This window comes from Vreelandella sedimenti (assembly GCF_013416325.1).
GTDB classification, from domain to species: domain Bacteria; phylum Pseudomonadota; class Gammaproteobacteria; order Pseudomonadales; family Halomonadaceae; genus Vreelandella; species Vreelandella sedimenti.
Map to the genome: position 1 here is coordinate 90,577 of NZ_JACCGK010000010.1, position 22,230 is coordinate 112,806.

Genomic DNA, 22,230 nt, shown 5'->3' on the forward strand with positions numbered 1-22,230 from the left:
GTTACTAGGCAAGTTTGTCTACTCAGTTGCTATCAAGCTCGGCTAGACCGCTCGTGCTGGCCTCAGCACAACTCTCGCGTAGAGCGGCACCCAGCTCAGCGGCAGTGGGGTGATCGAACACCACGCCGGGAGCTATCTCGATGCCGAACTGCTTACGAATGCGTGCCACCAGCTTGATCACCAGCAAGGAGTGCCCACCCAGCTCGAAGAAGTCGTCATCAATGCCTACCTCATCACGACCAAGCAGCTCAGCCATGGCCTGACACAGGTTGGCTTCCACGGCATCCCGGGGCTTCACCAAGGTTTTTCTTTCCGCTGTTTTTTGGGCCAAGGCTTCCAGCGCGGGGGTGTCTACCTTGCCGTTACCTAGGCGAGGGAAATGCTCAACAGGGATAAAACGAGAAGGACGCATGGGCTCAGGCAGTAGCACAGCCAGCTGCTCGCGAAGCTGGGCTTGGCCCTCAACGGACGTTACCTCGGAGTCAGCGATCAGGAACGCTACGAGTTCCTGGGTTTCACCGCCCCGACCCATCAGGCGAACCAGGCTCTGTTTAACCCCTGGCTGTGCTTGCAACATGCTTTCGATTTCCGCCGGTTCGATCCGGAAACCGCGCAGCTTGATCTGATCGTCGACTCGCCCAATAAGGCGTACGCCACCCTCGGGCAGCACGCACGCCAGATCGCCGGTGCGATAGAGACGCTCACCGGCAATAAAGGGATCTTCGACAAACGCGGAAGCATCGCTATTGAGATAGCCGCGCGCCAGTTGGGCGCCGCCCAGATACAGCTCACCTACGGCACCGGTGGGGGTCGCATGCAAGTTATCGTCAAGCACTCGATAGCGGCAATTCGGCAGCAACTGGGTTAACGGCAGCGGGCACTCAACGTCTTGCGACAGCGATACCGGGTGTACCATAACGCCCACCGTGGCTTCTGTGGGGCCATAGTGGTTGTATAGTTGGCACTCGGGCGAAATCCGCGCAATGCTCGAAAGTAAGGTAGATGAAGTTGCCTCACCGCCTAAAATCAGTGTTTTCGGCAACCGGGGAGCTTCGCACTCCAGCAGGGCCCCCAGATGGGACGGCACTATTTTGAGCGCTTCGATATCGGCCGCCGACATAAAATGCGCAAAGTGGTCGCCATCCTGCATATCGTCAGGTGCGGCGATCACCAGGCGAGCACCATTAAACAAGGCGCCGAACAGTGCCGTATTGCCCAGGTCAGTAGCCAGCGACCCGGTTAATGCCCAGCTCTGGCATGCCGATAGCCCCATGGCCTTTGTGGCACCGGCGACGTAATTGAGCAGTTGACCATGCTCGATTACCACACCTTTTGGCGTGCCCGTGGAGCCAGAAGTATAGAGAAGGTAAGCCACGTCGCCGAAGTCTGGCTCTGGAAACGACAAGGCACTACCCGCTTCATCCACTTCCTGTGGCAGCCTCACACTGCGGGTGCTCGGAAGGTTAAATGCTGCGGGTTCCGCCTCGGCGTTTTCAGCGCTCACTACTAGTACGGGCTGGGCATCCTCAAGCACCCGACGTTTACGGGCTACGGGCCACTCTGGATCAAGCGGCAGGTAGGCGGCACTTGCACGCCATACTGCCAGTAGCAGCACGACCAAATCGGTAGAACGGGGCAAATTAAGCGCTACGTAATCTCCAGGCTTGACGCCCTGACCATCCAGCCACCGAGCGATATCATTAACGCGGGCTTCCAGCTGAGCGTAACTCAGCGTACGGCCCTGCTCCTCAATGGCAATGGCATCCGGCATCGAAGCCGCCCAGGCAGCAATATGGGCCGCTACGCTACGCTCACCCACGTCAAGCACACTGTCCTCACACGACAGCAATTCCTGCTGTTGCTCAGGGGAGATAAGCGGCACCGAAAATAGTTTTTGCGCGGGGTCGGCTAGGCCCGCCTGTAGCAACGTATGGTACTGATCCAGCAGACACTCGGCCGCCGCGCGGCTATAGCAAGATGGGTCGGTGTAGAGGGCCGCCACTGCGCCGTTCTCGTTGCGGCTAACGTGTAAGGCAAGTTCAAATTCTGCCGATGGCCCAGGCAGTTCTCGCAAGCGCCACTGCAAACCCGCCGACTTTAACTCACTCACCCCCTCTGAAAATGCGAACCCCGCTGCGAGGTGGCGCTTATCGGGCAGCGCGTCAACCGACCAATACTCTTGAGCCTGGGTATGCGCCTCTAGCTGCTCTGCTAAACGGGCGATACAACTAGAGAAGTCGCTATCAGCAACACCTTCAACCAGCACCGGCAGCACCTTGTCGAAGAGACCGATCGCCCCCTGCATCACCTCGTAGTCGTGGCGGCAGTCGTGTTGCCAGCCGCCAATTACACTCTCATTGCCGCTAATCCTGGCGAGTAACGCCCACCAAGCCGCCTGCAGCACTGCCTCTGCGGATACTTGAAGCTCATCTGCTAGGCTATCGATACGCGCTACTAGGTCTGGTTCGAGCGGACAGGCCACATATTCATGCTCTGCCCGCACGTCATGGCGATGCGCTTGCCTTGCAGGTAAACGGCATGCGCCTGCCTGCTCGGCATGCTGCTGGTGGTTTTGCCAATACTCACGACCCTCTTCGGCGTCATCGTCGTTTTCGAGAGAAGCGCGCCACTCGATGAATTGGGAATACTGCAGCGCCGACTCATCATCGGCTCCTCCGCTCTGATCGTAAGCATCCGCCAACGCCGAGAGCAACGACTGCAGACTGCCGCGATCCGCCACCAACGCCGAAACAGCCAGTACTAATACCCAGGTTATTTCACCCGTTTGCAGCAGCGCTGGACGCAGCAGTTCGCCACTCTCGACGGCCATGGGCCGGTGTTTCAGTGACTCTCTATAGTTTTTGAGAGCGTCGTTGAGCAGTGGTTCCTGGTCATCGCTGCCGCGTAAGTCCTCATACCGCCACTCAATAGCAGGTAGTTCTTCAAGCGCCTGGTGTCGCAGCCCGCGATACCCCGCCACGCTCTTCAGAGCCGTCGATAGGGCTTCATGCTGTTGCCTAAGATTACTCAGTGCGCTCTCTAGCCGTGAGCTATCAAGCGCACCCTGAATATCTACCACCATGACGTTGATCTGCGTCGACGCTGCCTGCTGGGTGCCACCTTCATTAGTTTCCGCCGCTGTCAGTACCGCGCGCTGCTCAGGGCTAAGCGGCCAATGGGCAAGATCCTGCTGTTCCGTTATCGCATTCATTTATTGACTCCCAATACCCGTGACTTTATTGACCGACCAACTCGGCATCGGCACTTGCCCCTTGAGCCTCTTCCAGCGCCGAACGCTCATAGATGTCTCCCATCGCCACCACAATCTTGCGTGGCCCCTCGTAGGGATCCCGGGCATGGGCCGCTAACATATTGTCGACCATCACCACATCACCCCGGCGCCAGTCGAAGCGCACGGCACAGGCTTCGTAAGCATCACCGACAACCTTCATCATCTCGTCGCTAATCACGGAACCGTCGCCGAAATAGACATTGCGTGGCAGGCGCTCCTGGCCAACCATGCCAAGCAGGTCTTCTTTCACATCAGGCTCAAGGCAGCTGACGTGATGGAGCTGCACCTGATTGAAGAACACTCGGTCACCGGTCACGGGATGGGTGACTACCGCAGGACAGTGCGTACGCGTCTGCAGCTCATCATCACCCAACCACTGCCACTCGATTCCCGCTTCTTTGAGCCGCGCTTCCACCTCTTCCCTGCTATCGGTTTTGAAAAAGTCTCGCCAGCTCACGTCCAGGTTGCGGGTGAAGGTGCGCACATAAAGCAGCCCTTTGCGTTCGAACTCTTCCACCACATCGGCGGGCAGTTGGCGCAACATCTCCCGGCAGTCAACGATCGGGGTGGCGCCTCCCACGGGAGAGGGGAATTCGCAGAAGAACAGTTGCTTGCGCGGCCAGCGCTCCAAATGCGAACTTTCGTTGTGATAGAGAATCATCTGGCGCTCGGGATAGGGGGTTGAACGGTAGGTATTGCGCCCCCCTTCTTTCTTGGGCAGGTCACCATAATTACCGTAAAGGCCCGGCTGGATAGCCTCGGCAAAGGCTTCAAACTCTTGCGGTGTGGTCAGACCAAAATTACGGAACAGAATGCCTGCATGCGTGCGTAAGTGTTGCTCGATAAAGTCACGCTGGGAGGTTGCCCACGCCACCGCATCAAGGTCAGCGTCCGCCGCTTCGATCACCAGAGGAAAGACTCTTTTTTCGTCGAGCAGCGCCGTTCGTATCGGTGAGTCGCTATTGGTCGAGGGCCGCGCATTTGGCTGGGATTTCAGGCTGCCAAGCTTGTTGAGTTTGGAACCTTTTGAAAGCTTGTTTTGCATAGCGTGTTTCTCCATTTGGGGTAAGCGAAACTCCTCAACGGGCATGTTGGGAGCTTCCACGATCTGCGCTAGTAGCGACTGCCAGGCACCGGTTAAGTGCTCAATGGTTTCGCGTCGGTACAAGGCGGTGGCGTAGACCCACTCGACTGATAGTCCGGTGTCACTCTCATTGACGAATACCGCCATATCGAACTTCGACTCCTGCCTGGGCTGAGGCATTACCTCCACTTCCAAGCCCGGAATTGAGAACCGCTCGGTTGGCGTGTTTTGTAGTACGAAGAGGGTTTGTATCAGGGGGGAACGGTCGCGCTCACGACCAATCCCCGAAAGCTCGACAATTCTGTCGAAGGGAACATTTTGATGATCGAAGGCATCCAGCACGCTGGTCTGTACTTGCTCAAGCCAGTGGCCGAAATCAATCTGGCCATCAGACAAACGAGACCTCAGCGGGATTACATTGACAAAAAAGCCAATTAACGGCTCAACATCGGGATGGCTACGGCCAGCGACATCGGTTCCCACAATCAGGTCGTGTTGACGGGTCTGGCGATGCATCAATAGCTGAAAACTCGCCAATAGAAGCGTAAATAGCGTGGTGCCATGCTGTGCGGCAAGCTTGTTCAACGCTTGTGATAGGTCTGGACTCAGTGTCATGCTCAGGGCACTACCGGTATGCGATACTTGGCTAGGCCTAGCGAAATCCCCCGGTAGTGTTGAGAGCGGAGGAACATCACTTAGATAGCGGCGCCAGAAGGTTGCGCTTTGCTCGAAGGCCTCTCCCGACAGTGCTTTTTCATGCCAAGCGGCGTAGTCCACGTACTGAATACCAAGCTCGGGTAACCCAGATTCCTTCCCTTCCAGCAATTCCCCATACAGAGAGGCAAATTCCCGGATGAATACGCTCGTGGACCAGCCGTCGAAGACGATGTGGTGAATCACCAGGATCAGTGCGTGCTCTTGTGCACCAAAACGCAGTAACCCCGCCTTAATTAAAGGTCCAGTGGCAAGATCTAACGGTGTGTTCGCATACTCGGTAAAAGTATCTTGCAGATATCGCTGTTGCTCCGGCTCTGCAAGATCGCTGCAGTCCAAAACAGGAAGTTCGATGTTTCGCTGATCCTCTACAACCGCGATGGGATCACCGCTCTCGCTTTCAGGGTAGTGGGTACGCAATGCTTCATGCCGCGCAACGATGGCATTAACGGTTCTTTCTAGAACCTCTATATTCAACTCCCCTTTCAGGGAAAACAGCGCTGGAAGGTTATAGGCGGCACGCTCACGGTCGCCCGCCTGACTCGCCAAACGATCAACTAACCAGAGCCGGCGCTGGACAGGTGCCAAAGGTAGTTCCGAATTCCGGGGAATCGGCATCAGTGGATTTTGGATAGCTCCCTGACGAAAAGCCGAAGGCTTCGCTAACCGGCGCTCTACTTCATCAACCACATCACTAAAGCGCGGCTTTTCCATGACCGATCTGGTCGGGAAATCAATCGCCCAATGATCGCTAATGCGTGAAGCCAACTGCACCGCCGCCAGCGAATTACCCCCGCTGGCGAAGAAGTGAGCATTGCTCCCCAGTGGCGTTACCTTGTTGTCTCCCAGCACTTGGCGCCAGAGCGTCGCTAACGCCTGCTCCGTTTCGCTCCCTGCTTCCGCAGTAGATTGCGATGACTTTCCACCACCAGCATCCCCATCGCTGCCGCCACTGACAAAATGCCCAAAGGCGTGAATGGCGTAGGCATCCAGGCTACCCGCTTCCCAGCCTTGGCGGCAGGCGCTGCGCTGCAGTTTGCCGCTAGAGGTTTTGGGAAGGCCTCCAGAGTTAAGCAGTAACACTACCGAAAGCGGCTGATGGCAAGTGCTCCCCACTGTCTCGCTTAGCGCTTCGACCAACTTATCGGCGAGCACTAGTTTCTGCATACCGCGGGAGACTTCTGCCGCGACGCCAATCCCTTCAGCGCCTTCGGGGGTGGTCACTGCAAAGGCCGCCACGCGCCCTTTGCGCACTGCTTCCACCTCGGCTTCGATAGCGCTCTCGATATCCTGGGGGTAGACGTTATGGCCGCGCAGAATGATCAGGTCTTTAATACGCCCGGCGATATACAGCTGCCCTTCGTGCAGAAAGCCTAGATCGCCAGTGCGCAGCCAGCGATCATCGCGGGCATCGTGGTTCTGTGCATCAGTATCATCGGTTCGCTGCCAACTGACCCCATCGCGGGTGACAAAGGTTTGAGCTGTTGCTTCTGGGTTCTGCCAATACCCATGTGCCACGCTGGGCCCATTGACCCAGATCTCGCCGACGTCACCACTGGGCAGCGAGTGAAGCCCCTCAGGATCGACAATATCGATAGCGTGACCGGGTTCCGGTGTACCGCAGCCCACCAGGGTGTTGCCTTCAACCGCTGAGGCAGCCTTTCCCTCGGCCAGCGACTGTTGAGAAAAAGCCGTGCCCACCATGCCCGTACCGCGCGAATTACAGCTAACCAATAGCGTCGCTTCAGCCAAGCCATAACAGGGTGCTGCGGTATCAGCGGCAAAGCCCGCTGGGCGGAAGCGTTCAATAAAGCCAGTGAGGGTTGCGTGGCGTACCGGCTCGGCGCCTGAGAACGCGACCCGCCAGCTGGATAAATCGAGTGTCTCAATCTGTTCGTCGCGAATACGATCAAGGCACAGCCGGTAGGAGAAATCGGGGCCACCACTGATGGTACCCCGGAAGCGCGAGATCGCCTCTAGCCAGCGTACCGGCCGCTGCAGAAAGAAGGTCGGGCTCATCAGCACGGAGGGAATGCCACGATAGATGGGCTGCAGCAGGCCGCCAATCAGCCCCATATCGTGGTAAAGCGGTAGCCAACTAACGAAGACATCGTCAGCACCAATCGAGAAACCTGTCTCGATAGCGCGCTCGTTGGCCATTAGGTTGCCATGGCTCACCATCACCCCTTTGGGCGTGGCCGTGGAGCCTGAGGTGTACTGTAAAAAGGCGATATCACCACGCTTTGGGTGATGCTCAATCCAGTGTTCAGCGCGGCTCTCATCCACGGCATCCACGGGGATCAGTTCAGTGCTGCCGAAGCCTTCGCTTGCGGATGCGACCACATCGATAATCGTTGTAGAGGTAAGCACACAGGCAGCCTGGGAGTCGGCGGCAATGGCGAGCAGGCGCGCCAAGTGCTGCTGCTTAGCCGACTCCGGCGGAAAGACCGGCACGGCAATCATCCCGGCATATAGGCAGGCGAAGAACGCCACCACGTAGTGCTCATCATTATCCAGCAGGATCAAGGCACGCTCACCAGCCGGGAACCGCTGCTGTAGCTCGCTGGCCAAAGCACGCGAACGCTTCTCCAAGGTGGCGTAATCAAGGGTGGTATCACCTTGAGCGTTCACCACAATTAGCGCCCTGTCATGGGGCCTTTCCTGGGCTAAGCGAATTAAATGCTCTACAAAGTTGTTAGAAACACCGTTGTGGGGCGAGCTACTGCAAGTTGTCTGGGCGTGCCTTGTATCCATATGCGTACCTACTAAAAGTTCGAATCCTGGAGATAGTGAGTCAGTAAATGACGTTGGTAATTTGGCAGTGCCGCGGGGTACTCACGCTTTATAGCCCCAACCCCGCAGGCAACATGCGCCATATCGACATAACCCAGGGCAGCGGCATAGCCACTCGGCGCTGGCAGCGGCCATGCCTGCAAAGGTGATGACACGGGAAGTGAGTGCTTAAGGTGATAGGTGCCTGGCGGCCCTAAAGAGGAAGTGATCGAGAGCGACCGCAAATGATCAGCAATGCCCAGGCCCAAAGCTTTGAGCACCGCCTCTTTAACCACCCAGCGCTCCATGAAGGGCAGCGCGGAGCTGTCGCGTGCGTGGTCGAGCTGCTCACTCGGCGATTGCACCAGCCCTTGCAGCGGCGCCAGTTCGGCCTCGGGTCGGCAACGCTCAATATCGACCCCCACCGCGCCGCCGGGAGCAAGCGCGATCAGGGCGACATGGCCAGAGTGGGAGACATTGAAAGCAGGCCCATCAGTGTTTTCCAACGCTGGTTTGCCGTAAGCGTTCTGAGTGAACACCAACTTTTCAGGCGCCACGCCGGTGCGCGCTGATAGCAGTCGCCGCAGGGCAGCGCGTGTCGCCACGGCGCGTACGACATCGGCGTGATGGCGAAGCCGCTGGGCACGCTGCCACTCGGCTTGACTCAGCAACCGATCATCTTCGTCAGCCACCGGGGCGTTCAGGTCGAGCGCTAAGCGCCATACCTCAAGCCCCTCGGGCACCCCTTCAGCTAACCGCAGGCGCTGCATGAGGCACCTCCTCAAGCCGTCGGGCCAGTGCCCGCTTTATGGTTTCCAGCACTTGAGATTGCTGCTGGCGAATAAAGAAGTGCCCTCCTTCGAACCAGTCTAAAGAGAACGCCCCACCCGCTTCCCGCTGCCACGCTTCCAGGCGCTCTTGCTCAATATCGTCTTCACGCCCGGCGAGTACCTGTAGGGGGTAAGCAAGCGGCGACCCGCCGCGATAACGAAAACTGCGACAGAGGCGATAGTCCGCTGCCAACACATCAAGAGTGAGGCGCAGCAGTTCCGGGCTTTCGAACACTTCCTCTGGGGTGCCGCCCTGCTGGCGTAGATCCGCAATCAGGGCCTTATCGTTATCAAGCCCCGCCAAGCGCTCTGAGTCGCGCATTGAGGGCGCCGTGCTGCCTGAGGCGAACAGCATCCGCGGCTGAGGTCGCCCTACATCGCGCAAGCGAGCTGCCATGCCGTAGGCCAACAACGCCCCCATGCTGTGACCGAACAGGGCAAAGTCGCCGCGCATCCGTGTTGCCTGCTCTTCGCACAGCCGCACGACCTGGGTCTCGAAGTCGTCGATCAGCGGCTCGCCCAGGCGTTCGCCACGCCCAGGTAGTTCGACGGGATATACCTCGATCCAGGCGGGCAACTGACGCTTCCAGCGCAGATACATGGTGGCGCTAGCCCCGGCACAGGGCAGGCAGAGCAGCCTTAAACGCTTAACCTGCATCCACCTGCTCCGCCTCAGCGTTAGCCTGCTCATCCATCCACTGGCGCAGCGACAGTGGCCGCATGTCAGTCCAGGTCTTTTCGACGTAGTCGAGGCAGGTTGGCTTATCGCCGAGTACACCGGTATCGGTCCAGCCAGCGGGAATCGCTTTCCATTCTGGCCAGAGGGAGTACTGCTCTTCGTGGTTGACTAATACGCGGAAGACACCATCTTCACGATCAAAACAGCTTGTCATGGGACTAATCTCATCGTTGCCAAAGGAATGAGAAATAAGATGCAATTACTTCTCATTACTCAATGACGAGTGAGGCGTCAGAAAATTTAATGCTGGGGGAGGAAAATAGGAAAAATAAGGGGAGGGGCCGCTAGGGCGTCGGCATAGAATTACTTATGCCAGGCTAAGAATTGCACCAGTAGGAGGCAGCTTTAGCTCGCGACCATTTAGTTAGCCTGACAACCGAAGGAGGAGAGTAAAAAAACAGTGGCTGATCAGTTGCGCTCATCACCACTTGGAATCATCCCCGTTAGCAGCCATAGCTGTTCGGCTTCACGAAATACACGGCGGTGCTGAGAAGAAGCCGCTAACCACGCATGAAGCGCCTCGCGATCAGCGTCGCTCAACGTCTCTTCATGCTCACGCATCAGCCAGTCTAGCGCCGTTTGCCAAACGGCATCATCGCCGCTGTCGTTATCCATCGTTACTGTCAAACCTCGCTACTGCTGCCTGCTGAACACCTGTCTCGGGAAGCGTGTAATATTATCAACGCTATTTGCTGACAGTGTAACAAAGCGACAACAAAGAAGGGACGGAACGTGGGCTTACCGATCTGGCAACGTCTGACCTCGTAGCGATTGGCGGCAATGAGTTAGCGCATCGCGAATCATAAAATTAACTAACGTGGTGGAAATACCTAACAAGTGGGCCACTTCCCGCTGCGTATGACTTCCCGAACGATAGAGCTCAAAAGCGCGCCGCGTACGCTCGGGCAGCTCGCCCAAAGCGTTAACCACCTGGGCCAAGGCCTGGCGGTCAATCGCGATCACCTCTGGGGAGTGTGATGCGTAAGAGGCGGCCTCCCCCTCCTCTTCTTTTGCAAACAAAGTTGACTCAAACGCCGAACGGCGGCAGCGGTCAATGGCGAGGTTGCGCACCACACGTGACACGTAAGATATAGGCTGCTTCACCTCAAAAAGCCTGGTTGCTTCCGAAATTTTTAGATAGGCGTCCTGCACGACATCATCGGCTTGATCAGCATTGCCCAAGACTCTTGCGGCGACACAGCAGAGCCGGGGCCGCTGATTAACGAAGATATCTTCTAACTCAGCGCTCCAGGTCTGGGTATCCACAGCTCGGCCTCCTGCCTTGATTAACACCACGAAATAAATGGCAATAATTATTATTTGCGTTAGAGTCTGACAAGTCAACTGGTGAGAGCTAACTCACTTTTTATAACGATATGCTTGTTGATTTTTGTTGACTCAGTTAATAGCGACATATAGCGGGGGCATCTCTCATACGCCAAATGCATAGATGATTTACCATTAAACCAACTTGACTCCTGTCATCTCCGCGTCATGAATGGTTAGTTACATTGAATAGATACAGTTTTTGCCATTCACTAAGACACGATGCATGCCCAGGGGAAATACAATGCTCGATAGCAGTAATGACCTACTCGAAACGGTGAAGCAGGCGGCGTACGAGGCAGGTGCGCTGTTACGCGAGGGATATTCGCTAAAGGGAAGAATTGCCTTTGAGCAAAAGGGGGCGTCAGACTTTGTCAGCTACTACGATACGGCCGCCGAGAACATCATTATCGACTGTATCAACAGCGCTTTTCCCGATATCGCTTTCCTTGGTGAAGAGAGCGGGCTTACGCCCACCGATAGTGACTATACCGTCATCATTGACCCTCTCGATGGCACCAGCAACTTTCTGCATGGGGTGCCTCACTTCTCAGTCTCCATCGCGATTACTAAGGGCGATGAGCTGATCATCGGTGTTGTCTATCAACCGCTGCTTGATGAAATGCTTTGGGCCAGCCTTGGCACCGGCGTCTTCCTCAACGATACACCGCTCACTACGCCTGAACCGCGCCCACTGAACGAGATGCTGATAAGCACCTGCCTGCCCTACCACGCTAAAGGCGACTGTACGACGGCCCTAGATCAACTCGCTGCTCTAATGCCCCAGGTGGCCGGTATCCGCAGCCCAGGATCGGCGGCGCTGGAGATCGCCTACACCAGCCTGGGCCGGTTTGATGCTTTTTGGTCTCAAGGCGCTAAGCTCGACTTTTGGGATATCGCCGCCGGCATTGTGATTGCCAGAGAAGCTGGCTACACCGTCACGGATCTCACTGGCGAGCCGAATCCCTCTCAATGGAACAGTTTACTTGCGGCGCACCCCGAGAAGCATGGACAACTGCTAGCGTGTTTAGCGTCTTGCGGATAAACGATCAACGTCATCTCTAATCGCACCGGTTAGCCAATCAAGCAGAGGCTAACCGCCTGAGATCTACCCCTTGCCTGCTTTCCCCAAGCGGCGTTTACTCTCTATCACGGAAATCTTTTCATTTTTTTGTTAAAAATGAGAACCATTAGCACTAGAATGGAGGCATTATCATCAACCCTATCGCCAGGAGTCATTCATGTTCGAGGTCAAAGGCGCCACCTTTGAAATCAATGGTAAGCAGATTTTAAATCCCATTGACCACAGCTTTCATGAGGGCAAGGTTTACGGCCTGATTGGCCATAACGGCTCGGGTAAGTCGACGCTGATCAAGCTCATGGCCCAGCAGCAGCCGGTAAGCCAGGGGGAGGTTCACTTTGATCAGCGCCCGCTGAGTGACTGGGGAAATCGTGAGTTTGCCCGTCAGGTGGCTTACCTGCCCCAGCATTTACCGAGTGCAGAAAGTCTTACCGGGCGCGAGCTAGTCGCCTTTGGCCGCTACCCATGGCACGGGCTGCTGGGCCGCCACACCCAGAAAGACAAAGATGCCATTGATCGCGCCATTGCCCTGACCCACACAGAGGCCTTTGCCGACCGCTTGGTCGACACACTCTCTGGTGGTGAACGTCAAAGGGTGTGGTTGGCGATGTTGCTAGCCCAGGGCAGCCGATTCCTGCTGTTGGACGAGCCGTTAGCGGCGCTGGATATCGCCCACCAAATCGAAGTGCTGGCGCTGATCCGTAAGCTGTGCGATGAACTAAATCTTGGGGTCATTATTGTACTGCACGATATCAACATGGCCTCGCGCTACTGCGACGAGCTGATGGCACTGCACAGCGGTCGCTTACTGGCCCATGGCAGCCCGGGTGATTTGATGAGCTGCAGCACCTTAGAGGCGATTTATGGCCTACCGATGCAGGTCATGAAGCACCCCAATGGAGAGCACAATATCGCTGTTGCACAATGAGACGCTGCTTTCGCCGTGGCTTTTTAGCGTTGGCCTGCCTTGGCACACTAGCATCCAGTGGAGTCGCTGCTTCAGCAAAGGTAGTCACCCTGGATTGGGCAATAGCCGAAACGCTGATCGCTTTAGATAATCCGCCCGTTGGGTTAGCAGAGATTCCCCAGTACCAGCGATGGTCTGGTGCCGAGCGATTACCGTGTGGCGTTCTTGATATCGGCCTGCGCGCTCAGCCCAATCGCGAGCTTATTGCTCAGCAGGCACCCGATCACGTCCTTCTCTCACCGCTGTTTATGCGGCTGATCGACCAGTTAAATACCATTGCTCCCGTCACTGCGCTGGGCACTTACCAGCTTGGCGACCCACTCTGGCAACGTCTGCAGCGCACAACGCATACCCTGGCCGCACTGAGCGGCAATCACGAGCAGGCGGTTGCAATGCTCGACGCCATCGAAGCGGCCCTGGATCAACAAAAGGCGCAGTTAGAAGCGCAGCCGCCGCTAATGGTGGTGCAGTTTATCGATGCGCGGCACCTGCGAGTATATGGCGAAAACAGTCTATTTCAGTCGGTACTGGAACGCTTGGGGCTAATCAATGTTTGGCAACAGTCTACCAATCAATGGGGGTTTTCGACGGTGGCGCTGGAAGAGCTGTTGGCTTACTCCGATGCGACTATTGTCGTCGTTGAGCCGCTGCCTTTAGAAATGCGCGATGGGTTTGAGAGTAACGCGCTGTGGCAGCATTTGCCTGCGGTAAAAGAAAACCGCGTTGTTCGCCTACCGCCAGCGTGGAGTTTTGGTGGCTTTCCATCTGCAGCACGCTTCGCTGAATTACTCAGCGAAGCGCTATTAGCCCGTTAAAGAAAGCTCTGTAACGAAAACTTAGAAGTCCAGTGACGCCGAGAGTTTCACCGTGCGCGGCTCGCCTTGAGTTAAATAACCACCGGTTGCTGAGGCCCAATAGTTCTCATCGGTAATATTTTCGATATTAGCGCGCCAAGTAAGCGTATTGCTGTTGAGCGGCATGGCATAACGTACGCCGAGATCCCAGCGCGTCCAGGCGTCAACTTCAAGCTGATTGGCAGCGTCTAGATACTGGCTGCCATTACGCACCGCACGGCCACTGAGTGTCCAACCTGGTGCCTGGGGAATATCCCACTCGCTGCCTAAGACTAGCCGATAATCGGGCACCCCAACCGCATCGTTACCCTGGTTAGTGCCATCGTCAGTACGTGTCAGTTCAGGATCTATCCACATCGCACTGCTTAGCAAGCGCAAACCGTCTACCGGTTCACCATAAACGCTCAACTCCACACCACGATTCCGCTGTTGGCCGTAATAGCCATAAACGCCGGTTTCAGTGTTAATAAAGGCATTGGGTTGTTCAATTTCAAACAAGCTTAAGCTGCCACCCAGGCTACCCAGATCGAGTTTGGCACCGACCTCGTTCTGTTTAGCTTCGACCAAACCAATACTCTGCCCAGCATTTATCGCCGTGGTAGGAGCCGTATCACCCGGCTGTAATGCCTCAATATGGTTGGCGTATAGCGATAGGGATTGGGTCGGTTTTACTACAACGCCATACACAGGCGAAAGCCGCGTATCGCTGAAGTTGTTGTCAAAATCACCCTCATAGTCATAATTAGTGACGTCGACTTCCTGATAGCGGGCGCCCAGGGTAAACAGCAGTCGATCATCCAGAAAGCCCAGCGTATCGGAAAGCGATACACCACTGTTGCGGGTGCGGCTACGTAGATTAGGATCATTCATATCCCCCCCTGCAAATACAGGTTCGCGCACCGAGATGTCGGAAGGCTGATAAATATTGGTGGGTAAACCAGGCGAAGCCATTTCATAAGCCGAACGAGTGGTGCGATAAACGCTAGAGTAGCCAAGATCCAACTGATGGCTAACCGCGCCTGTATCGAATGCACCACGCAAACCAGCCTGCCCACCAATACTTTCAGCACGATAAGGCACTTCCATCTGGCCGATAGTGGATGAGCCGTCCACTGCATTAACCGTAGGCGTTGCATAAATGCCGCTTTCACGAGTGTCGTTACCACCCAGAGCCACATAGGCAGTCCAACTGTCGGCAATATCGTACTCGCCACGCAGCATCGCGAAGCTGGTCTCTAGCTCGGTATTGACCCACTCCGGCGCATGGTTGCTACTTGCTGAGGGGGCACCTGGCACCCGGCTTAATCCGGATCCTACGCGTACCACTGGACGGCCACCGTTCACAGTATGACTTTGGTGACCGATATCCAACGAGGCACGACCACGCTCACCGCGATAATCCAGCCCAATAACGGCGGAGGTCGCACGGCGTTCTTCATCGTCAATCGCTGTGTCGCCGCGCCCACGCATGACATTAGCGCGCACGCCAAACTGATTTTCATCACCAAAACGCCGCCCAAGCTCGATGCCGCTTTCGACATAGCCGCTATCCGACACCCCAGTAGTAAGCCGATTGAGGGGGGCATCGGCGGCGCGTTTAGGCTCAATGTTAATAGCACCACCAACGCCAGAACCACTGGGCGAAACACCATTAGCGAAGGCGTTGGCGCCCTTAAATAGCTCCACACGCTCGGCAATATTGGTCGCGACTATCTGGCGAGGTAGTACGCCATACAGACCGCCGTAAGCAATGTCTTCGCCATCGAGTTCAAAACCGCGGATCTGAAACTTTTCAGCGTAGTTGCCGAAGCCAAAACCGCTTTGTACCGATGCATCATTGATTAACACATCGGCCAACGTCTCAGCCTGCTGGTTTTCGATCAGCTCAGCGGTAAACCCAATCACATTGAACGGCACATCGGCCGCATTGCGCTGCCCCCAGGTGCCAACGCGGGCACCGGCAGCCACTTGGCCACCGGCAAATGCAGGCGCCGGAGTATCACCTCTCGCGGTAGCCTCCCCGATCACCGTTACGGTCTCCAGCGAAGCACTGTCGTTGGAAGATGCTTGCGCCCAGACAGAGCTGGGCAAAGGGAACGACCCCAGCAATACGAACGTGAGCGCACGCCAGGAGGGAGAAGGTAGTGACATAGAGGTTCCTCTTTAGATAAGAGCAAGCAGTAATATAAACAGCGATATGGGAACGTGAACTTTACATCAAAACACAATCATTTTCATTTAGCATAGAGACGCGTTTAATACACATAAGCTATTTTAGTGATATGCATTATCGTTTATGATGGTCTCAGCCTTATTTCTCAGTGCGCTGTGTCAAAACCTATGTGAAAGCCCTGTTTGAAAGCCCTGTGATGGAGCCTCGCGATGCCCTCTGCTCTGCGTCAGCCACAACTGTTCGAGCCTTCGTTAGCGTCCTGCTACATCGGGCCGTTGGCGAACTTTACGCCGCCGTTAATAGGTGGAACGCCACCGCTGGAAGCGTTCAAAACAGCCCGTTGGCGGAATGCCGATTGGCTCAAAGAGGATCTCTCCTGTTTCGCTGAACAGTACCCAGACGGAGACCAGCGGGCAGTGGTATCGATCTGGTCGAAGTGGCACTTAAGTGCGCTAACCGTTCCCACACTGACAGCCAACCTGCTGCTTAACCGTGACCTGCCGGTGGAACTGGACGACATGCAGGTTATCTTTAACGACAAGGGCGCCACCTCGCGGCTGTGGCTGCCCCACGAAGGTACGCCGATAACCACTCAAGATCCGTTTGAGCGTTTTGCTACCCTGATTGAGCAGCACTGGGCACCGTTGATTGAGCAATTAGCGGCTATCTCCGGCGCTGCACAGCGGGTGTTCTGGAGCAATGCCGGTGGCTATCTGGACTTTTATGTCAACGCGCTGGGCGAGCACCCGCTTGCTAATCGGCAGGCGTTTGAGGCCGCCAAGGCATTGCTGGAAGCGCGCAACCTGCCCAACGGCAAGCGCAACCCGCTGTTTCAGCCGGTGCGTTACTTTACGCCCAAGGGTAGTGAGGAAGTTAAGCGGGTGCGCAAGCTTTGCTGCCTGCGCTATTTACTGGATGAGTTTGATACCTGCGGCACCTGCCCGCTAGAGGGCTGCGACCTGGAAGCGCGAAAGCGCGCCAAACAGGTCGCCCGTTAAAACGTTAGCTATTTTTAACACTGTTTAGATATTAATTTGCGCAACTGCATCTTCGCTTGCCCGCGCACGCTGCTCGCCTTTCAGCTCGCTTAGTTGTCCCTTCGACATCTCCAGCAGCCGATCAGCGTGGACGAAGTAGCTGTCGTCATGGCTGATAGCAAACACGGTTTTACCCATTGCTTTCAAGTGCGGTAACAGCTCGCGGTAGAACAACCGCCGGAACTGCGGGTCTTGATCTGCCGCCCACTCGTCGAGCAGCAAGATATCGCGCTTTTCGGCAATTGCTAGTAGCAGTGCCAGGCGCTTACGTTGCCCTTGTGAGAGCTGGGTGTTGATGACGCGATCCCCCTCCCACTGCAATTTGTGCTGCATCTGCAGCCGCTCAAGCCAGGTATCAATGACCTGCGGATCAGCAGGCAGGCCTTCAGGGCCCATGGTCTGATCAAACTGATGGAAATCGGTAAACACGCTGGCAAAACGAGCGCGGAACGCTTCCCACTGAGCAGCAGTGACCACCTGCCCATCAATCTTAATGGTGCCGCTTTGGGGGCGGTATAACCCAGAGAGTAGCCTTGCCAGGGTCGACTTACCGCTGCCATTGCCACCAATCAAGAACACCTGCTCACCGCGCTCTAGGGTCATATTGAGTGGCCCCACCTGGAAGCCCTCGCCCTGGGCAGTGTCCGGGTAGTGATAAGTGACTTCCTCCAGCTCCAGACGCTGCCAATCAGCCAGTGTATCGTCGACGGCAAAGCTTGATTGGTATTCGGCTAGCTCCAGGCTGCTCAATTTATCAAAAGCGACCTGGGCACTGATCAGCGTTGGCCAAGCGCCCACCGCCTGAATCAGCGGCGTACGCAGGAATAGCAGCGTCAACGCAAAGGTGGAAGCCACCGTGGTATTCGCCCACCCCAATCCATTAGAGAGGAAAAACACCACCCCGATGGCGCCCAACATCATAATGTTAGACCAGTTGTTAGCGCTTAAATGGTAGGTATCGGCGCGGATGATATGGTGACGGTAGTCACGGGCATTGGCGGTATAGCGCTCATCATAAAAGCGCCGGGCACGGTCTCGGTTCAGCGCCAGCTCTTTGCGTCCTTCAATGGCCGCCTGGAAATCTTTATACAGACTGTCTTCGCTTTCACGCACGAGGCGAAAATGGCGATACACCCGCGACACCAGCACCCAGCCCACGCCCATGGTGAACGCGATCCACAATACGGTGATCACCACCATTTGCGGAGACAGCCATGCCAAATAGGCCACCGAGGCGAGCGTTAGCACCACGCCCTGAATCAGTTCCGGCAGACGCACAAAGCCAATGGTGATGTTGCGCACATCGCTGGACAGACTGGCCAGCAATGTGGCGTTGCCCAGCAGCTCCAAGCGCTCAATATCGGTGTCGAGAATACGCTTCACCAGCCGCGAGCGAAGATCAAACACAAAGTGGTGCCCCAGCACGGTCAGCGCCAATTGCGTACTGAGTGTGACCGCCAGTAGCACCGCCAGCAGGCCGAGAAATTGCGGCAGCGCCGCCATACTGCCTACCTCAATAAGCCGCTGATTGATAAAGGCAATCACCCCGACCCCTAAGCCAGCGCTCAATAGGCTCAAAGCAATAGCGCCTAAAAAGGGCCAGCGGTAGTGATGAAATACTAAGCGCAGCAGTTCCATTATTACCTTCCACCATTGTTGTATAAGCGCCGAATTGTGCCGCACTGCTGGGGCAAGTCAATAATGAATTGATTTTCATTTGCTTTAGTGTGCATTTGTTAAATTACCTCTTTTTAATTAACGTCATTACTCTTCTGGACTTGGAAAACCGTCATGTTGGATTACAAACTACTTCATGCCTTGGCGACCGTTGTGGAGTGCGACGGTTTTGAGCGCGCAGGCGATGTGCTGGGGCTTTCACAATCAGCTGTCTCCCAGCGCATTAAGTCACTGGAAGTTCGCCTTGGGCAGCCGGTGCTTATACGCCACCCTCATCTAGCGCCGACCCCTGCGGGTCAGCGGCTGTTGACCCATTACCAGCAAGTACAGCTATTAGAGCGCGACCTCCGCGGTTCTCTACCCACGCTGGATGACCAGGCGCCGCGTCTGCGGATCGCTATCAATGCGGATAGCTTGGTCACTTGGTGGGCCGAGGCCGTTGCCACGATCTGCCAAGAGGAGGGTTTACTGCTGGATTTGGTGATTGAAGACCAGGATGTCGGGCTCAAGCGCCTGCGCGATGGCGATGTGGCAGCCTGTCTATGCGCCACACCGCAGCCAATAGCCGGGGCACGCAGTGTTGCATTGGGAGAAATGCACTACCACCCTTTGGCGACTCCGACTTATATCGAACGTTACTTTCCAGAAGGCCCTTGCAAAGCGAGCTTTCAATCCGCGCCAGCCATCGTCTTCGGCCCTCACGATCAGTTGCAGCATCGCTTTCTTGCTCAGTGCGGCTACCACGGCCACTTTCCTTATCACCTCTGCCCATCTTCAGAAGGGTTTGTGCGCTTAGCCGCAGCCGGGATAGGTTACGGCATGATGCCCCAGTTGCAGGTCGGCGAATTAATGGCCAGTGGCCAACTAGCCAGTGTTGCTCCCGGTCATTTTTTAGCAGTGCCCTTATACTGGCATTTTTGGCGCCACAGCGGACAACTCATTCAACGGCTTACGCAACATTTAAGTCGTGTTATGACTTAAGCATGAGAGTTTTCAACGTTTCCTTTCACCAAAGCCAACTACACTCAAAGAGCTTATCGTACGGCGCAAGGAAATTTGAGCTGCTTTTGGGCGGGGCGGCATGCAAGCCGCGTCTGAGCGCTATGTCGACGAATTAGCGGCCCCCGGCGGGTAAGGGAACCCAGGGAACAGCGAACGGGGTAAAAAAACGAAAAAAGCGAGACCCTATGCATGCACAACGTTTAACAGCGGGTGTTTACACCGGCTTATTGCTGCTGATTGCGGTTTTATCTGTGCCATGGGCACAAGCAAGCTCCCCTCTATCCACATCGCCAGACCAGGCGAGTCACTCGCTTGCCCCCTATAGCGGATTTTGGCACGCCGATGAACCATCTCTAACGATTAACGACATACTCGCGCAGTCAATTACTTTTACGCCAACGCACCATGCCGAAGACCTGAACTTTGGCTACACCCGAGGTGACGTATGGCTGCGCACTCAAGTATACAACGACTCGCCGCAGCCCCAGCGTTGGATGGTGGAGTTTGAATACCCGTTTTTGGATTACGTTACCCTTTATACGCTTCGCCAACAGCTAAGCAGTGTGCAACGAAGCGGCAGCGCGGTTCCCGTTGAACAGCGTGCGCTTGCCCACCGTCAGGCAGTTTTCCCATTGGAGCTGGCCGCCTTTGAAACCGTCACGCTGTACACTCATGTGGCTGCCTCAGGCAGCAAGATGCTGAGCTACAACTTATTAACGCCAGAGAGATTTTATACCCAGAACGATCGCCATAATTTTTGGCTGGCGACTTACTTCGGCATGCTACTGGCGATGGGGTTATATAACTTACTGCTTTTTTTTGGTTTAAAAGAGCGCGTATTTCTTTACTACTCGCTTTTTGTTGCTGGCTTTGGGCTTGCCATTCTGGCGTTTAACGGCATTGGCACATTGATGTTTTGGAGTTTTTTAGCTGAGAATACATCACGGTTGGTGGCGCTCGGTTTCACGTTTGCTTCCGCCATGGCCACGCTGTTTGCGCAGAGTTTTCTTAATACAGAGGATTACTGTCCACGCTGGCACCAAGTATTAAATACCTTTCGCAGCTACTGTTGGCTCGCCGTCATTGCCTCGCTACTGCTGCCCATTCCTTCGGCGCTTCACATCATGGATGTGACGGGGTTTATGGCCGCCTTACTGCTCCTGATCTGTGGCAGCTACTGCAGTTTGCGACGCATACCCAGCGCTCGATTGTTCGTGTTTGCTTGGTCGCTATTCCTGCTGGGCGCAGGTGTCTTTGCACTGCGCAATCTGGGCATACTGCCAGCTAATTTTATTACCCTACACGGCATTCAAATTGGCTCAGCGCTAGAAATGTTATTGCTTTCGTTTGCGCTGGCGTCGCGCTTTAATAAACTTAAACGGCAAAAAGAGCGTGCTCAAGCTGCTATGTTAGCTGCGCTTAAAAAGCAGGAAGCCATGCTGGAACAAAAAGTCGCTGCCCGAACTAAAGCGCTAGAGCATTTAGCCAACTGCGACATGCTAACCGGTTTATTAAATCGTCATGGCCTAGCGCGCTGCACCGAAGAAGCTCTGGAGCGTAATCGTCGAAACGGCCATCGCTTGGCACTACTGATGCTTGACCTGGATCGTTTCAAACCCATTAACGACTGCTATGGCCATGAGGCAGGTGATTTTGTCTTACAACAAATTGCCAATCGTATTGCCCATATGGCGCGTACCGGTGACCACTGTGCACGCTTTGGAGGCGATGAGTTTATTATTATCATGGAGAACATTGAACCTCACGATACGCTTGAGAATATACAGGCACGTATCGACGAAGCCATTCGCTCACCCATCAAACTCCCCTGCGGCGAGCGGGTTAGTGTTAGCGTGAGCGTTGGGGTAAGCACTTGTCAGGGAACAGAGGACGCCACTCTTGAGAGTTTACTGCGTGAAGCCGATAGCCATATGTACGCCGTCAAATCACGCCAAGCAACAGCGTGCTATCGCTACGGCTCGACGAATTAATCTTTAGCAAATATCTTGGCTATTAATCAAACAGGCTCATACGCTTCATAACGTTATCGCGTTTGATTTTCCAATGGAACATAGCACCGGCGACGTGCAATACCACCAAGCCTAAAATGGCCCACCCCAGGCGCTCATGCCACATAAAGAGTTGTTCAGACAGTTGCTCGCGCTCGCCAATCAAACCGGGTAAATGCCAGTGAAAAAACTCCACTGGAAAACCGCCGCTTGCGGTAGCCGCCCAGCCCAATAAAGGCATAACGACCAACGCCAAGTAGAGCAAATGGTGAACGCTGGTACTCACTACCCTCTCGAAGGCATTTAGAGGCGGTTCATGGTCAGGCACCACAAAGGTCAAGCGGGTAATAATACGTAGCGTCATTAGCAACAGGATCAGCACGCCCAGCGTCTTATGGCTGGTATACAGCAAGTTCGTCAACATATTGCCGACTAGAGCGACGGTGCGTTCATAGCCCAAAAAGCCTAATGTCAAACCGCTGACCAAGGAGAGCAACACCGCGCCAGCTACCAGCCAGTGCAGCACCCGATGCGGGTAGATATAGTGATCCAGTTCGTGCATGTAGTGCTCCTAACAACCAATTCATTTGTTCTTCATTCTAGTCAGTAACGCTCCCATACGCTGATTAAAGCACTACACGGCCATCAACGCTAAACATTACTTAGGCTCTAC

Annotated in this window: 16 protein-coding genes; 6 read left to right on the forward strand and 10 right to left on the reverse strand. The window is 55.3% G+C overall.

The features are described from left to right. Positions 1–22: 22 nt before the first annotated feature. The 7 genes from HZU72_RS12540 to HZU72_RS12570 form a co-directional block, all read right to left on the reverse strand. Positions 23–3,211: a non-ribosomal peptide synthetase gene (locus tag HZU72_RS12540; RefSeq protein WP_180092469.1), complete on the reverse strand. Its 3,189-nt coding sequence runs from the start codon at positions 3,209–3,211 to the stop codon at positions 23–25. A gap of 25 nt (positions 3,212–3,236) precedes the next feature. After that, positions 3,237–7,844: a condensation domain-containing protein gene (locus HZU72_RS12545; protein ID WP_180092472.1), complete on the reverse strand. Its 4,608-nt coding sequence runs from the start codon at positions 7,842–7,844 to the stop codon at positions 3,237–3,239. An 11-nt stretch (positions 7,845–7,855) separates the two neighbouring features. Further along, positions 7,856–8,632 (reverse strand): 4'-phosphopantetheinyl transferase family protein, encoded by a 777-nt coding sequence (locus HZU72_RS12550; protein ID WP_180092475.1) that lies wholly within the window; start codon positions 8,630–8,632, stop codon positions 7,856–7,858. Next, positions 8,610–9,350: a thioesterase II family protein gene (locus HZU72_RS12555; RefSeq protein WP_180092478.1), complete on the reverse strand. Its 741-nt coding sequence runs from the start codon at positions 9,348–9,350 to the stop codon at positions 8,610–8,612. Before HZU72_RS12555 ends, HZU72_RS12550 begins: the two co-directional genes overlap by 23 nt. Next, positions 9,340–9,585, reverse strand: a complete 246-nt coding sequence (locus tag HZU72_RS12560; protein ID WP_022522944.1) for an MbtH family protein — start codon at positions 9,583–9,585, stop codon at positions 9,340–9,342. The genes HZU72_RS12555 and HZU72_RS12560 overlap by 11 nt, the downstream gene beginning before the upstream one ends. Before the next feature lie 254 nt (positions 9,586–9,839). Further along, entirely contained in the window at positions 9,840–10,046 is a 207-nt protein-coding gene (locus tag HZU72_RS12565; protein WP_022522945.1) for a FecR/PupR family sigma factor regulator, read from the reverse strand. Positions 10,047–10,169: 123 nt separating this feature from the next. Further along, positions 10,170–10,697 (reverse strand): RNA polymerase factor sigma-70, encoded by a 528-nt coding sequence (locus HZU72_RS12570; RefSeq protein ID WP_286902343.1) that lies wholly within the window; start codon positions 10,695–10,697, stop codon positions 10,170–10,172. A 304-nt stretch (positions 10,698–11,001) separates the two neighbouring features. On the opposite strand from HZU72_RS12570, the gene HZU72_RS12575 reads away from it, so the two are divergent. The 3 genes from HZU72_RS12575 (at position 11,002) to HZU72_RS12585 (ending at position 13,620) form a co-directional block, all read left to right on the forward strand. Further along, positions 11,002–11,802: an inositol monophosphatase family protein gene (locus HZU72_RS12575; protein ID WP_180092481.1), complete on the forward strand. Its 801-nt coding sequence runs from the start codon at positions 11,002–11,004 to the stop codon at positions 11,800–11,802. 196 nt (positions 11,803–11,998) lie between these two features. Further along, positions 11,999–12,766, forward strand: coding sequence for an ABC transporter ATP-binding protein (locus HZU72_RS12580; RefSeq protein ID WP_027957190.1), 768 nt, complete (start codon positions 11,999–12,001; stop codon positions 12,764–12,766). Then, positions 12,763–13,620: an ABC transporter substrate-binding protein gene (locus HZU72_RS12585; RefSeq protein ID WP_180092484.1), complete on the forward strand. Its 858-nt coding sequence runs from the start codon at positions 12,763–12,765 to the stop codon at positions 13,618–13,620. The genes HZU72_RS12580 and HZU72_RS12585 overlap by 4 nt, the downstream gene beginning before the upstream one ends. A 21-nt stretch (positions 13,621–13,641) precedes the next feature. Here HZU72_RS12585 and HZU72_RS12590 read toward each other — a convergent pair whose 3' ends face one another. Next, positions 13,642–15,810, reverse strand: coding sequence for a TonB-dependent receptor (locus tag HZU72_RS12590; protein WP_180092487.1), 2,169 nt, complete (start codon positions 15,808–15,810; stop codon positions 13,642–13,644). A 231-nt stretch (positions 15,811–16,041) separates the two neighbouring features. On the opposite strand from HZU72_RS12590, the gene fhuF reads away from it, so the two are divergent. Further along, positions 16,042–16,830: a siderophore-iron reductase FhuF gene (gene fhuF, locus HZU72_RS12595; RefSeq protein WP_180092490.1), complete on the forward strand. Its 789-nt coding sequence runs from the start codon at positions 16,042–16,044 to the stop codon at positions 16,828–16,830. Positions 16,831–16,854: 24 nt separating this feature from the next. Here the strand turns inward: fhuF and HZU72_RS12600 are convergent, their stop codons facing one another. Then, positions 16,855–18,507 carry a multidrug ABC transporter permease/ATP-binding protein gene (locus HZU72_RS12600; protein WP_180092493.1) on the reverse strand — a complete coding sequence of 551 codons (1,653 nt, stop codon included), beginning with the start codon at positions 18,505–18,507 and terminating at the stop codon, positions 16,855–16,857. Between the two features lie 153 nt (positions 18,508–18,660). On the opposite strand from HZU72_RS12600, the gene HZU72_RS12605 reads away from it, so the two are divergent. Both HZU72_RS12605 and HZU72_RS12610 read left to right on the forward strand, forming a co-directional pair. Further along, positions 18,661–19,527: a LysR family transcriptional regulator ArgP gene (locus HZU72_RS12605; RefSeq protein ID WP_180092496.1), complete on the forward strand. Its 867-nt coding sequence runs from the start codon at positions 18,661–18,663 to the stop codon at positions 19,525–19,527. A 206-nt stretch (positions 19,528–19,733) separates the two neighbouring features. Next, the gene (locus HZU72_RS12610; RefSeq protein ID WP_180092499.1) at positions 19,734–21,539 is read left to right on the forward strand and encodes a sensor domain-containing diguanylate cyclase; all 1,806 of its coding nucleotides are present in this window, start codon (positions 19,734–19,736) and stop codon (positions 21,537–21,539) included. A 22-nt stretch (positions 21,540–21,561) separates the two neighbouring features. Here the strand turns inward: HZU72_RS12610 and HZU72_RS12615 are convergent, their stop codons facing one another. Further along, a complete protein-coding gene (locus HZU72_RS12615) occupies positions 21,562–22,119 on the reverse strand; it encodes a cytochrome b (RefSeq protein WP_180092502.1) in 558 nt (185 codons plus the stop codon). Positions 22,120–22,230 lie beyond the last annotated feature (111 nt).